The 14,508-nt window shown below is 69.0% G+C and carries 11 protein-coding genes; 8 read left to right on the forward strand and 3 right to left on the reverse strand.

The window, feature by feature from the left end; all coding sequences use genetic code 11:
- Positions 1–90 precede the first annotated feature (90 nt).
- The 7 genes from R2707_14935 (at position 91) to R2707_14965 (ending at position 10,181) form a co-directional block, all read left to right on the forward strand.
- Positions 91–1,272, forward strand: coding sequence for a sensor histidine kinase (locus tag R2707_14935; protein MEZ5246394.1), 1,182 nt, complete (start codon positions 91–93; stop codon positions 1,270–1,272).
- A 12-nt stretch (positions 1,273–1,284) separates the two neighbouring features.
- A complete protein-coding gene (locus R2707_14940; GenBank protein MEZ5246395.1) occupies positions 1,285–1,968 on the forward strand; it encodes a response regulator transcription factor in 684 nt (227 codons plus the stop codon).
- A gap of 157 nt (positions 1,969–2,125) precedes the next feature.
- Positions 2,126–2,905 (forward strand): ABC transporter ATP-binding protein, encoded by a 780-nt coding sequence (locus tag R2707_14945; GenBank protein ID MEZ5246396.1) that lies wholly within the window; start codon positions 2,126–2,128, stop codon positions 2,903–2,905.
- Between the two features lies 1 nt (position 2,906).
- Positions 2,907–5,453, forward strand: a complete 2,547-nt coding sequence (locus R2707_14950; protein ID MEZ5246397.1) for an FtsX-like permease family protein — start codon at positions 2,907–2,909, stop codon at positions 5,451–5,453.
- 126 nt (positions 5,454–5,579) lie between these two features.
- On the forward strand, positions 5,580–6,308 hold the full coding sequence (locus R2707_14955; GenBank protein ID MEZ5246398.1) for an ABC transporter ATP-binding protein: 729 nt from the start codon (positions 5,580–5,582) through the stop codon (positions 6,306–6,308).
- Positions 6,308–9,409: an ABC transporter permease gene (locus R2707_14960; protein ID MEZ5246399.1), complete on the forward strand. Its 3,102-nt coding sequence runs from the start codon at positions 6,308–6,310 to the stop codon at positions 9,407–9,409. Before R2707_14955 ends, R2707_14960 begins: the two co-directional genes overlap by 1 nt.
- A gap of 97 nt (positions 9,410–9,506) precedes the next feature.
- A complete protein-coding gene (locus tag R2707_14965; GenBank protein ID MEZ5246400.1) occupies positions 9,507–10,181 on the forward strand; it encodes a response regulator transcription factor in 675 nt (224 codons plus the stop codon).
- Here R2707_14965 and R2707_14970 read toward each other — a convergent pair.
- Genes R2707_14970 through guaB form a run of 3 tightly spaced genes read right to left on the reverse strand, consistent with a single transcriptional unit; the run spans position 10,163 to position 13,434 of the window.
- Positions 10,163–11,014, reverse strand: coding sequence for a DNA-formamidopyrimidine glycosylase family protein (locus tag R2707_14970; protein MEZ5246401.1), 852 nt, complete (start codon positions 11,012–11,014; stop codon positions 10,163–10,165). The two genes, R2707_14965 and R2707_14970, sit on opposite strands and share 19 nt — an antisense overlap.
- Complete coding sequence (locus tag R2707_14975; GenBank protein MEZ5246402.1) at positions 10,938–11,972, reverse strand: alpha/beta hydrolase; 1,035 nt, start codon at positions 11,970–11,972, stop codon at positions 10,938–10,940. The genes R2707_14970 and R2707_14975 overlap by 77 nt, the downstream gene beginning before the upstream one ends.
- A 13-nt stretch (positions 11,973–11,985) precedes the next feature.
- Positions 11,986–13,434, reverse strand: a complete 1,449-nt coding sequence (gene guaB / locus R2707_14980; protein MEZ5246403.1) for an IMP dehydrogenase — start codon at positions 13,432–13,434, stop codon at positions 11,986–11,988.
- Between the two features lie 60 nt (positions 13,435–13,494).
- Between guaB and R2707_14985 the strand changes: the two genes are divergently transcribed.
- Positions 13,495–14,508 carry a hypothetical protein gene (locus tag R2707_14985; protein ID MEZ5246404.1) on the forward strand — a complete coding sequence of 338 codons (1,014 nt, stop codon included), beginning with the start codon at positions 13,495–13,497 and terminating at the stop codon, positions 14,506–14,508.

Here is a 14,508-nt window from a genome sequence, read left to right on the forward strand (position 1 = left end):
CACAGCGTACGCGGGATCATCCTCGCGGATGACCCCGATTCACCGCGACGGATGATGAAGGCGGGGGCGCGGACTCCGTACGGTGGAGCCATGCGTGTGCTGCACACTCCGATGACGTGGATCCGCGATCATCCGCGCGTCGCCGACTGGCTGCTCATGCTGCTGCTCCAGGCGATCGCCATCCCGATCGCCTTCTACACCGAGGTCGGGCCCGGACAACGGGCCCTGGGCATCGCCGGCTGGACCCTCGTCATCGCGATGAACGTCCCGGTCGCATGGCGCCGGACCGCGCCGGTCGCCGCGCTGTGGACCACGGTTGCGTGCACCGCACCGTTCTGGGTGCTCGACTACCCCGACGATCCCGCCGGCCCGAACCTGCTGATCCTGATCTACAGCCTCGCCGCTCATGCGGGTCGTCCCCGGTCGATTCGGCATTTCTGGGGAGCGTTCGGCGTGATGACCGGTGTGCTCGTCGCCGGGGTGATCTCCGTCGAGGAAGACCTCCCGTGGGTCGCGGTCCCCGCCAATGTCGTCGTCTTCGGTACCGCATGGATCCTCGGCGACAACCTGCGCACCCGCCGCAAGTATCTCGCCGAGCTCGAGGAGAAGGCCGAGCGCAACGAGCAACGACAGCGAGCGGAAGCGCAGCGGGCGGTGGTCGAAGAACGAACCCGTATCGCCCGCGAGCTCCACGACGTCGTCGCCCACTCGATGAGCGTGATGGTCGTGCAGGCCGGGGCCGCCCGACGGATCCTCGACCGAGATCCTGCCCAGGCCGCGGAGGCGCTCGCCGCGATCGAGGAGACCGGACGCGAGTCGCTGACCGAGATGCGACGCATGCTCGGGGTGCTGCGCAGCGAGGGCGAGGAGGCGGAGCTCACGCCCCAACCCGGCCTCGACGACTTCGACCGTCTCCTCCAGACCTGCGGCGAGGCCGGACTCCCGGTCGAACTCGTCGTCACCGGCCAGGTGCGGCACCTCGCCCCCGGTCTCGAGATGAACGCCTACCGCGTGGTCCAGGAGTCGTTGACCAACTCGCTCAAGCACGCCGGTACGGCCTCGGCGGTCGTCCGCCTGCACTATCGGGCCGATGCCCTCGAGGTCCATGTGACCGACGACGGCCGCGGTGCCGCCGCCACGTCCGCCGGCAGTGGGCAGGGTCTCGTCGGCATGCGCGAACGCGTCGAGGCGTACGGTGGCCACCTGACGGCCGGACCCCGACCGGGCGGTGGCTTCGCCGTCGAGGCCACCTTCTTGACCGAACCCGGCTGACCCGAGGACCCCATGACCGACGATTCGCCCGACCCGAGACTCCGCGTGGTCGTCGTCGACGATCAGGCACTGATGCGCACCGGGTTCCGCATGATCCTCGAATCGGCCGACATCGACGTCGTCGCCGAAGCCGAGAACGGCCGCGACGCGATCGCGGTCGTCGCGTCGACCAACCCCGATGTCGTGCTGATGGACGTCCGGATGCCCGAGCTCGACGGCGTCGAAGCGACCCGACGGATCACCGAGTCCGGCTCGATGTCGCGGGTCCTCATCCTCACCACCTTCGATCTCGACGAATACGTCTACGGCGCGCTGAGAGCAGGCGCCGCCGGCTTCCTCCTCAAGGACACCCCACCGGAGAAGCTCATCGAAGCGGTGCGGGTGGTCGCCGCCGGCGAGGCACTGCTGGCACCGTCGGTCACCCGTCGTCTCGTCGAGGAGTTCGCCGCGCGGTCGCCGCAGGCCACCCCGGTCGCCGGGCTCGACCAGCTCACCGACCGCGAGACCGAGGTGCTCGAGGCAATGGCCCGCGGGTTGTCCAATGCCGAGATCGCCGAGGTGCTCTTCGTGGGCGAGACGACGGTCAAGACCCATGTCGGCCGGGTGCTCATGAAGCTGGGCGTTCGGGACCGGGTCCAGGCCGTCGTCGCCGCCTACGAGTCGGGTCTGATCCGGCCCGGTCAGGGATCACCCTGAGGCGACCCTGAGCGGCCGTCATCCTCGCGGATGACCCGGCGTCGCCGCTCGTCCGTCCACGACAGGAGGGGCGAATCAGCACTGCGCCCGACGACGTCGAAGCGGGGAATTCGTACGTTCGGGACAACGAGTCATCCCCCGTTCGAAAGGCGAACCAATGACGGTTCTCGATCCCCCGATCATCCCGCGTCCCCCCACCGGCCCCCGGGCCAGAAACGTCGCGGCGAGCGCCGTCGGCGTCTCCAAGGTCTACGGATCGGGCGACACCGTGGTCCGCGCGCTCGACGACGTCGACGTCGACTTCGTCAAGGGCCACTTCACCGCGATCATGGGCCCGTCGGGCTCGGGCAAGTCGACGCTGATGCACTGCCTCGCCGGACTCGACACGGTGAGCGCGGGCGAGGTGTACGTCGGCGACACCGACCTCTCGGGCCTCTCCGAGCGCGACCTCACGCTGCTGCGCCGCGATCAGATCGGCTTCATCTTCCAGGCCTTCAACCTCGTCCCGACGCTGTCGGCCATGGAGAACATCACGCTGCCGATGGACCTCGCCGGCGTGAAGCCCGATCGGGAGTGGCTCGACGAGGTGATCCGCACCGTCGGCCTGGCCGACCGGACCGGTCATCGTCCGAGCGAGCTGTCGGGCGGCCAACAGCAGCGCGTGGCCGTCAGTCGGGCGCTGGCGAGTCGGCCCCAGATCATCTTCGCCGACGAACCCACCGGCAACCTCGACTCCACGACCGGTGGCGAGATCCTCGCCTTCATGCGCCGGGCCGTGCGTGAGCTCGGTCAGACCATCGTGATGGTCACCCACGATCCCGTCGCCGCGTCCTACGCCGACCGGGTCATCTTCCTCGCCGACGGCAAGATCGTCGACGAGCTGCACGGCCCGACCCCGGAGTCGGTCCTCGACCGCATGAAGTCGCTGGGGAGCTGACATGTTGCGTCTCACCCTCCGCAATCTCGCGGCCAACAAGGCCCGCTTCATGATGACCACCTTCGCAGTGGTCCTCGGTGTCGGTTTCGTCGTCTCGAGCTTCGTGATGTCCGACGGTCTCCGTTCGACGTTCACCCAGCTGTCGGAGGACATCACCGCCGGCACCGACCTGCTCGTTCGTCCCACCAGCGACTTCGGCGAACCTCTGCCCCTCCCGGAGGAGATCGTCGCCGACGTCCTCGCAGTGGACGGTGTCGACAACGCGGTCGCCTTCATGGAGTCGGCCGAGAACGAGATCCAACCGATCAAGGCCGACGGCACGACGATCACCACGTCGGGTCCTCCGCAGATCACGTTCGCGTGGACCAACGAGACCGAGATCGGCGCGTTCACCGTCGTCGAGGGCACCGCTCCCGACGAACCGGGCGAGTTCTCGATGGACCACACGGCGGCGGCCAAGCACGGCTTCGAGGTCGGCCGGACCTACGACCTGATCACCCCGCTGGGCGTCCAGGAGGGATTCACCCTCGTGGCGACCACGAGCTTCGGTGCCGACAACGCAACCGTCGGGGCGACGCTCATGCACGTGTCACTCGACGAGGCACAACGCCTGTTCGGCGATGAAGGTCTCGTCCAGCAGATCGCCGTCAGCCTCGATCCCGGCGCGGATGCCGCCGCCGTCACCGAGGCGATCGCGCCACTGCTCGGCGACACCACGGCCGAGATCGTCGACCAGGCGACCGTCACCGCGGAGCAGGCCGACGAGTTCAACTCGAGCATCACGATCGTGGGCAACGTCCTCCTCGGGTTCGCGATCGTCTCGCTGTTCGTCTCGATCTTCATCATCTACAACACGTTCGCGATCGTGCTCGGGCAGCGGGTGCGGGAGATGGGCCTGCTGCGTGCCATCGGTGCGGATCCGGTCCAGCTGCGCCGCTCGGTGATGGCCGAAGCGGTCATCGTCGGCCTCGTCGCCAGTGTGACCGGGCTCGCCGCCGGCGTCGGCATCGCCGCCCTGCTGACGGCCGTGTTCGAAGCGATCGGTGCCGAGCTGCCGGCCTATCCGACGATCCTGTCGGCCCGCACGATCATCATCGCGATGGTGCTCGGCGTCGGCGTCACGGTCGCCTCGTCGATCGCGCCGGCGCGCACCGCGGCCGGCGTCTCTGCGATCGTCGCACTGCGAGACGGTGCCGTCATCACGAAGGAGAACGGGCGTCAGCGCCTCGTTCGCGGTGGCCTCACCCTGGCCGCCGGCATCGCGCTCGGTTGCCTCGGGCTGTTCGGCCCGAGCCTGTCGACCCTCCCCCTGATCCTCACGTTGGGGCTCGCCGCGGTCCTCGTCTTCCTGGGCCTCGTCCTCGCCAGCCCGGCGGTCGCCCGACCGTTGACCGCGGTGCTCGGATGGCCGGTGGCGAAGCTGATGGGCACGGCCGGCGGCCTCGCCCGCGGCAACGCGAGTCGCAACCCACGACGCACGGCGACAACGGCCGCTGCGCTCATGATCGGGTTGTCGCTCGTCACGATGGGCTATGTCGTGGGCGAGTCGGTCAAGACCAGCCTCGGCAATCTCATCGAGGGCTCGGTGACCGCCGACTACGTCATCGCCGGCAACGACGACGACACGGGCATCTCGCCGGCCCTGGCCGACGACCTGGCGGCGACCGGACGGTTCTCCGCCGTCACGGGCATGCGCTACGACGACGCCCGGCTGGGCGGTGACGTCCTCGAGGTGACCGCCCTCGACCTCGGTGCGGTCGATCAACTCTTCGACATCGATCTCGAGGAAGGCTCGATCCCGTCGTCCGACGCGACCGATGTCATCGTGCTGCACGACGACCTCGCCGCCGACCTCGCCGTCGGGGTGGGCGACACCGTCCCGATCGAGTTCGTGAGCGGCTTCACCACCGACCTCACCGTGGCCGGCCTCTACGCCGACGCGACGATCTTCGAGGATCCACTGGTCCCCGACCAGGTCTTCGACGCGGCCGGCGCATCGGCGACCGACGAGTGGATCGCCGCGGCCCTGCCCGACGGGGTGTCGACCGCCGATGTCGCTCCTCTCGTGGCCCAGCTGCAGCAGACCTACCCCCAGGTCTCGATCGACACGGCTTCGGAGTTCCAGCAGTCGTTCGAGGACACGATCGACTCGGCCCTCCTCGTGGTCAACGCGCTCCTGGCCCTCGCCGTCGTGATCGCCCTGATCGGCATCGCCAACACGCTGGCCCTGTCGGTGCACGAGCGGACCCGTGAACTGGGCCTGCTCCGCGCCGTCGGCATGACCCGGCGCCAGACCCGGCGCATGGTGCGCTGGGAGGCCGTCCTCGTGTCGCTGTTCGGCGCCGTCCTCGGCGTAGCCGCCGGGACCCTGTTCGGCTGGGGCGCCGTGAGTGCGCTGCCGGCCGACACGTTCGGCGGATCGCTCACCATCCCGATCCCCCAGATCGCCCAGGTGGTCGTCCTGGCCGCAACCGCCACCCTGATCGCCGCATGGCTCCCCGCCCGGCGGGCAGGACGGCTCAACGTGCTCGACGCCATCTCCCACTGATCCCCCACCGGCAAGAAGGTATGGGTGTCTGACACCCATACCTTCTTTGGAGCCCCATACCTTCTTGCCGGTGCGTAGGCTCTCCGGAGCAAACCCCCACTTGGAGAAATGATGACGCAGGCGACCGTGACCACCGGACCCGCGGCGCGAGCCGTCGGCGCGAAGAAGTACTACGGCGAGGGCGACACCGAGGTCCGGGCGCTCGACGATGTCGACGTCGAATTCGAACGGGGAAAGTTCACCGCGATCATGGGGCCGTCCGGTTCCGGCAAGTCCACGCTGATGCACTGTCAGGCCGGTCTCGACACCCTGACCGGTGGCCAGGTGTTCATCGGCGACACCGACCTCTCCGCCCTCAGCGAGCGCGAGCTCACCCTGCTGCGACGCGACAACGTGGGCTTCATCTTCCAGGCGTTCAACCTCGTGCCGACGCTCTCGGCGCTGGAGAACATCACCCTCCCCATGGATCTCGCCGGCGTGCAACCCGATCCGGCGTGGCTCGACGAGGTCATCACCACGGTCGGCCTGGCCGACCGCGTCGACCATCGCCCCAACGAGCTCTCCGGCGGGCAGCAACAGCGCGTCGCCGTGAGCCGGGCGTTGGCCAGTCGACCCGAGATCATCTTCGCCGACGAACCCACCGGCAACCTCGACTCCACCACCGGCACCGAGATCCTCGCGTTCATGCGCCACGCGGTCGACTCCTTCGGCCAGACCATCGTGATGGTCACCCACGATCCCGTCGCCGCGGCCTACGCCGACCGCGTCATCTTCCTCGCCGACGGCAAGGTCGTCGACGAGCTCCTCGACCCCGACGTCGAGCGGGTGATCGACGAGATGAAGAAGCTGCGCTGATGATCTGGAAGCTCATCCGCCGCAACGTGGCGGGAAAGCCGTTCCGGTTCCTGCTCACCTGCTCGGCGGTCACCGCCGGCGTGATGTTCGTGGTCGGCATCTTCGTGTTCACCGACGGTCTGCGCCAGACCTTCTCCGAGCTCGCGGGCGACATCGAGGGCAACGTCGACCTCGCCGTGCGCACCGAGGTCGACTTCGGCGGCGACTTCGCCCGCCCGGTCGTCGACGTCGAGGTGGCGGACACCCTGCGCGCCCTGCCCGACGTCGCCGCGGTGCAGCCGCGGATCATCGGCCAGGTCACCGTGATCGACGGCCAGGGCGAACCGCAGGAGGGCAACGGCCCCAACATCGGGTTCAACTGGGAAGCCGAGACGCCCAACCCGCGACTGTTCCTCCAAGAGGGCCGCGCCCCTGAAGGCCCGAACGAGTTCGCCTTCGAGCAGACCTCGTTCGAGGAGGGCGACTTCGTCATCGGCGAGACCTACTCGATCGAGGCTCCCGGCGGCGTCTACGACGATGTCGAACTCGTCGGCACCTTCTTCTTCGCCGCCGAGGACGGCGGTGCCACCGTGGGAGCGAAGCTCGCGACCTTCGAGCTCGACTGGGCACTCGAGATCATCAATCTCGACACCGGCTACAACGACATCACCCTCGTACTCGACGAGGGCGCCGACGTGCTCGAGGCCACGCGAGACATCCGTGCCGCGATCGACCCCGGCCTCGAGGTCGTGACCGGCGAGGTGCTCCAGGACGAGACGCAGGAACAGTTCAACGAGTTCATCGGCGTGTTCCAGACGATCCTGCTCGTCTTCGCCTTCATCATCCTGGTGGTCTCCGCCTTCGTCATCTTCAACGTCTTCTCCATCCTGATCGGCCAGCGCATCCGCGAGCTGGGTCTGCTCCGAGCCATCGGTGCGACGGGACGTCAGGTCACGACCGCGCTCATCGGTGAGGCCTTCCTCGTCGGCGTCTTCGCCATGGTGGTCGGCACCGCACTCGGCATCGGCTTCGGCTGGACACTGCGCTGGCTGCTGCAGCAATTCGACTTCGGTCCGCAGGGCAACGAACTCGTGCTCCGACCCGCCACCTTCGTCTGGGGTGCCGTCGTCGGCATCCTCGTGACGCTGGCCAGCGCCATCGCCCCGGCACTGCGGGCCCGTCACGTGAGCCCGATGGCCGCGCTACGAGAAGATGCCCGGCTGGTCCGCCGCGAACCGGCCGTCAACCTGCCGTTCGGCATCATCGTCACGCTCGCCGGCTGGGTGCTCATCGGCCTCGCGGTGTCGACGGCCGAATGGAGCGTGATCCTCCCGCTCGGGCTGATCGGTGCTTTCGCCAACACCTTTGGAGTCCGCCGCATCAACACGGTCGCGGGCCGCTACGCCACCTTGGCGCTCGGCGTGGTGTTGCTGATCATCGCGGTGGTCGCCGACCTCGATGTGGTGGCCCTGCTGTCACTGCTCGGCGTCGCCGCCATCACACTGTTCCTCGGCGTCAACGCGATCAGCCCCGCCCTCGCCCGTCCGGTCAGCAACTTCCTCGGCCGTTGGCCGCTGGCGATCCTGCTCGGCCTCATGGGCGTCGTGGTCACGCTCGTCGGCCTGGCCGCCACGGTCGGCTCGGCCTACTTGATCGTCCTGTCACTCAAGGACGTCATCACCGATTTCGACATGGCCGGCGTGGTCGGCTTCGTCGCTGCGTTCGTCCCGCTGGCGCTCGCGCTGGCGATCCTGGCCGTCGGCCGTCGCGCCATCGACGCCTCGTTCATCATGGGGTGGCGATGGACCCAGGTCCTCTCCGGCATCGGCATCTTCCTCGTCGGCGCGGTCGGCGGGGTCCTCTCGCTCCTCGGCCTCGTGGGTCTGCTCACCGGCGAGTGGGGCCGCGTCGCGTTCCTCGCGATCGGTGCAGCAGTCTGCGTCGGCGCATGGTCCCTGCGCCGTTTCGTCCCCTCTGCCATGAAGTCCAACGCCAGGATGGCCCGCGAGAACGCCGGCCGAAGCCCGCGCCGCACCGCCTCGGCCGCCGCGGCGCTCATGATCGGCCTTGCCCTCGTCAGCACCGCCACCGTGGTGGCCTCGTCGTTCAAGGCGACGTTCGCCGACATCCTCGAGACCTCGGTCACCTCCGACTGGTTCATCTCACCGACCAACCAGCAGAACCCGACCGCCGGCTTCAGCACCCAGCTGGCCGAGGAACTCCGTGCGCTGCCCGAGACCGCCAGCGTATTGAGCTACCAGTTCAGCCTCGAGGCCTTCCGCACCGAGTTCGACGGGCTCGTCCGTGACAGCTCGGCGACCAGCCTCGCCGAGTCGCTCGACCACATCGACCCCGACATCGTCGAACTCGACGAGACGCTGCTCGGCCGCGACGCGATCCTCGTCCACGAGGACTTCGCGAACGACAACGGCTTCTCCGTCGGCTCGCAGTTCACCGTCCAGTTCAACGACGGCGCCGACGAGACGGTCACCGTCGCCGGTATCTACGCCGACTCGAGCATCTATGGCAACCGCGTCGTCGACCTCGAGATGTGGACCGACCACTTCACGACGGGCATCGACCAGTTCGTCTCGGTGATCATCGCCGATGGCGTGAGCGAGGACGACGCCCGCGCCGCGATCGAAACGGTGACCGACGAGTACTCCCAGGTCAATGTCGACACCCGCGAGGAGTTCCAGGATCGCCAGGAGGGCCAGATCGACTCGATCCTGACCGTGTTCAACGTGTTGCTGCTGGTCGCGATCATCATCGCCCTGCTCGGCATCGCCATCACGCTCGCCCTGTCGGTCTTCGAACGCACCCGCGAGCTCGGACTCGTCCGCGCCGTCGGCATGACCTCCCAGCAGATGCTGCGGATGGTGCTGTTCGAGGGTGCGATCATCGCCGTGTTCGGTGGTGTGCTCGGCGTGGTACTCGGTACGGTCTTCGGCTCCGCGGCCGTCGTGGTGATCCCCGACAGCTTCATCCGGGTGCTCGACGTGCCGGTCGGCAGTCTGTTGCAGTACCTCGCCATCGCGTCGATCGCCGGCATCGCCGCGGCGATCATCCCGGCCCGTCGCGCCGCCCGCCTCAACGTGCTCGACGCCATTTCGCAGGGCTGATCCGGCGCCCGGTCCAGCCGGGGTCGAGCGGCACCGGTATGGGTCGAACGACCCACGCCGACCTCAGTTCGCCGCCCATGCGGCCGACAGGACATCGATGAGCACCAACCCGCGGGGCATCGGCTCGACCGACGACCACATCGTCACTGTGCTCGTTGCCGGAGATCCCGCGCGCACCGACCCACTCCGCGTCCCGGACCGCGAGCTCACGATCGTGGGCCACGTCGCCACCGGGAACGATGCCATCAACACCGTGCTCACCGAACTTCCCGACATCATCCTGCTCGACGTGCGCATCGACGACGCCGACGCACGGGCCGTCTGCCGGCGAGTCCGCGAATGGGCTCCCGCCACGCGGGCGGTCCTGGCCACGCCGTTCGACGACGAACGGGCCTACACCACCCTCGTCGCGGGGGCATCGGGAGCCGTTCTGCTCGGGGCCGACGACGAGACGATGACCCGCACGGTGTGCGAGGTCGCCAGGGGCGAGTCGGTCCTCCTCCCCCGCATGGCCGGGCGAGTGATGCACGACATCGACGCATGGGCCCGTCGGGCCGCCGACCCGATCCATCCACCGCCGACGCTGACCCCGACCGAGCGTGAGGTGCTGCACAGCCTCAGCGAAGGAGTCGACCCGGCAGAGATCGCGCGGATCCATGCCGTCACGACCCGCCTCGTCAACCTCCACGCCGGGTTCGCCGTCGCCAAGCTCCATCGCTATGTCCACGGCGGCGAGCGCATCGCGGCCGACCGTCAGGCCGGCGCCGGCTGACAGGTCGGGCACCACCACGTCCGGCGGCCCTGCCCGCCCTGCGCCATCGACCGGATCCCCGACCGGCAGACGCGGCAACCCTGGCGGTGTCGCCCGTAGACCGCGAGCCCATCGCCGAAGGTCGCGCGTCGATCGCGACCGAGGTTCGCCTGGAGCTGTGTCGCGGCGGTCTCGTAGAGCTGCCGCATGGTCTGCCTCGACAAGTCGGCGAGCGGGGTGAACGGATCGACACCACAGGCGAACAACGCCTCGCACTTGTAGACGTTGCCGATGCCGGCGGCGAGCCGTTGATCGAGGAGCACGTCGGCGATCTCCGCTCGCGGATCGGCCCACGCCTCGACCCGCCGGAGGATCTCGTCGATGTCGACCGGATCGACACAGAGATCGGGGCCGAGATGGTCGAGGCCTCCGTCGCCGCGGCGCCCGATCTCCACCACCGGGGCCGCGAAGCACACCGCCGTCGACGCCTCGGTCTCCAGCACGGCTCGGGCGAGATGGCGGGGCTGTCGCCATCGAGCTCCCCGGTCGTAGAGCTCCCAGCTCCCCGTCATGCGCAGGTGCGACCGCAGGATCAGCCCCCGCTCGACCTCGATCTCCAGGTACTTGCCCCGACTCGCCACCCGTGAGACGACATCGCCGGGCCGGAGCCGTTCCATCCCACGCAGGCGCGGCAACGAGACGGCGACGAGTTCACGGGACTCCAGGGCCGGGCGGAGCCGGAGGGCCACGTTGAACAGCGTGTCGCCCTCGGGCACCTCAGTCGACGCCGAGCACGGCGGCCACGTCGTCGGCGAGTCGATCGACCGCCCGACGGGCTTCCTTGCTGATGCCACCGAACACGGTGAAGGAATGGGTGAGCGAGGACTCGAGACGATGGATCACCGAGACACCCGCCTTCCCCAGTTCGACGGCGTAGCGGTTCCCCTCGTCGCGCAAGGGATCGAAACCGGCCGTGACGACGACGGCCGGGGCGAGCCCCCACAGTTCCTCGGCGAGGCCGGGACTGGCCCGCACGTCGTGGGCCGCCGAGGGATCGGGCAGCGAGGCCTGGGCGAAGAACGCGAGCGTCGCGGCCGACAGCGGAAAGGTGTCGGCGCAACTGTCGCGACTGCCACCGGTCGCGGTCATGTCGATCCCCGGGTAGACGAGGATCTGGGCGATCGGTTGCGGCTTGCCCCGCAGCCGGGCCTGCTGGCACACGACCGCGGCCAACGTCGCACCCGCCGATGTGCCGGCCACCGCGACGCGGGCCGGGTCGATACCGAGGCCCTCGGCGTGAGCGAGCACCCACTCGTGGGCGGCCACGCCGTCGTCGATGAACGCGGGAAACGGGTGCTCGGGGGCGAGCCGATAGTCGATCGACACGACGACGGCGCCGCACCGGTCGGCCAGCGTCGAGCACAACGCATGGTCGGACTCGAGCCCGCCGATGACGAACCCGCCCTGGTGGTACCAGACGATCGCCGGCGCCGCCCCGGAGGTCGACGGCGGGTGATAGATGCGAACCGGCAGGTCGCCGCCGGGGCCGGGGATGGTGCGGTCGTGGATCGACACGGCGTCGACCGGATCGTGCTGGCCGATCCCGGTCAGGGCGTCGAATCCCTCCCGGATCGAGGCAACCGTCGGGTCGCCCATCTTCTGCTTGGCCGCAGCCGCGGCGAACACCTGGATCTGGAGATCCATGGTGTTGCCGTCGATCGAGACGGGCGGGCCGGCGAGCTTTCGCAGGAGCCGCTTCGGGAGGCGACTCGTCGCACGCGTCGCGGCTCGGGCGATCGCGATCTTCACCACGGCGAGCAGGCCCCTACTCGTCGCGCAGGACGGCGACGTCGTGCGGGTGGCTCTCGCGCAAGCCCGCGCCGGTGATGCGCACGAGACGCGTGCGCTGGCGCAGATCGTCGAGATCGGCGGCGCCTGCATAGCCCATGCCCGAGCGCAGACCGCCCACGAGCTGGGCGATGAGTTCGGCCATCGGACCGGCGTATCGGACGCGGGCCTCGACGCCCTCGGCGACATGCTTGCCCGGGGACTGGCCGGTGCCGTAGCGGTCGGTCGCCCGGCCGCGCATGGCGCCCGCGGAGCCCATGCCGCGATAGGTCTTCCACATCGCTCCGTCGACGAGTTCGAGATCGCCGGGGGCCTCGTCGACGCCGGCGAGCAGGTTGCCGAGCATCACGCAATCGGCACCGGCGACGAAGGCCTTCACGATGTCGCCGGAGGTCACCACGCCGCCGTCGGCGATGATCGGCACGCCGAGTTCGCGGGCCGCCGTCGCGCACTCGTGGATGGCGCTCATCTGGGGCATGCCCGCACCGGCGACCACCCGGGTGGTGCAGATGCTGCCGGCGCCCACGCCGATCTTGATGACGTCGGCTCCCGCGTCGACGAGCGCCTCGACCCCTTCACGGGTCACGACGTTGCCGCCGACCACCGGGAGATCGGGCCACCCCTTCTTGATGGTCCTTACTGCGTCGACCACGCCCTGGGTGTGGCCGTGGGCGGTGTCGATGACGAGCATGTCGACGCCGGCCGCCTCGAGCGCCTCGGTGCGCTCGGCGGTGTCGGTGACCCCGATCGCCGCTGCGACCCGGAGCCGACCGTCGGCATCGAGCGTCGAGTAGGGGTTCTCGATCCGCTTGGTGATGTCTTTCACCGTGATGAGGCCGGCGAGACGGCCCTCGTCGTCGACGAGCGGCAGCTTCTCGATGCGGTGCTTGTGGAGGATCGCGACGGCGGCTTCGAACTCGGTGCCCACAGGCGCCGTGACCAGCGGCGACGCCGTCATGAACTCCGAGACGGGCCTGGCGTACTCGTCCGCCGTGCAGAATCGGATGTCGCGGTTCGTGAGGATGCCGACGAGGTGCCCGTCGGTGTCGCAGATCGGCACGCCACTGATCTTGTGCCGACCCATCAGCGCTTCCGCGTCGTCGAGGGTCGCGGTCGGGGGCAGGCTGATCGGCGAGGAGATCATCCCGGCCTGGGCCCGCTTGACACGGTCGACCTCGTCGGCCTGCTCCTCCACCGTCAGGTTGCGATGGAGGACACCGAGCCCGCCCGCTCGCGCGATGGCGATGGCGAGCGGCGCTTCGGTGACGGTGTCCATTGCCGCGGACATGAGCGGGACCCGCAGTTCGATCCCCGCGAGGGAGGTGGTGGTGTCGACCTCGGAGGGCAGCACCTCACTCCACCCGGGGACCACGAGCAAGTCATCGAATGTCAGCGCCTCGGCGCCGGCGAAGATCTCGTCGTTCATCCGGTCACGATAGACGCTCCGATGACTACAAACCGGACCGGCGCCGCCGATTGGTGCACCATGAAGTGGAGGCTCTTACTCGTGGTGTTGCTGCTCGGCGCGTCGTGCGCGTCGCCCGAGCCCCCCGATGCCTGGGCCGTCCACCGGGTGACCCCCACGAACGAGGTCGAGCAACCGACCGACGGCGTCTGCAGCGACATCCGCACCCTCGCCCTCGGATCCCATGCCGACGAGACGACCCTCGATGGCACGCTCGAGGAACTCGCCCGCCTGGCCGCCGTCACCGGCGCAACCGCGGCCCTGCCACTGCTGAACGACATCGGTGCACTCGACGACGACCCGACCCTCTCGGACCGACAGCGTGCCGTGCAGACGCACGACCTGATGGTGCTCGCAAGTCACGCGATCGACGACGCGACGAGCACGGCCTGCGGGCTCCCCGCCTTCAGCGCGCTCTACGCCACCAGCGGCTTCCCCGAGTGCCACTTCGAGATGGAGATCCCGATCGCGGCCTACACCGCGCCGGGCACGCCCGGACGATGCACGACCGAGGGGCGCCCCGATTTCCTGCCGTGCTGGAGCGACGACGGCGATCACCTCGCGATCGACTGCGTCACCGACGAGATCGTCACCGCGGTCGACGGACGATGGGACCCGGCCGGAACCCCCCGATTGATCATGATCGACCGCACCGACCCCGACGAGGCGCCCGGGCCCGAGGTGGTGCGGGCCAACTCTTCGACGGAATGCCGCACCCTCACGTCGCTCTTCCGAACCGCTCCCCTGCCGAACGGCACCATCGCCGACTTCGATGCTCTCGAACGAGCCGCCGCCGGTCTCGATGGCGACATCCGGTCCCAGATCGACGAGTTCGTGAACGCGACGATCAACCCCCCGGACTTCAGCGAGTTCTCCGCACTCGTGTCGGCCCTCGACGACGCGACCGCGGCGGCGTGCGGGTTTCCCTTGGTGAGCGCATGGGCATCGATCACGACACCGCTCACGACGCTGCCCTGCTGGTTGCCGACGGGGGTTCCGTATCCCGCATACGAGATCGCCGACTGCACCACCTAA

It is taken from the genome of Acidimicrobiales bacterium (assembly GCA_041394245.1).
Lineage (GTDB): Bacteria > Actinomycetota > Acidimicrobiia > Acidimicrobiales > Aldehydirespiratoraceae > JAJRXC01.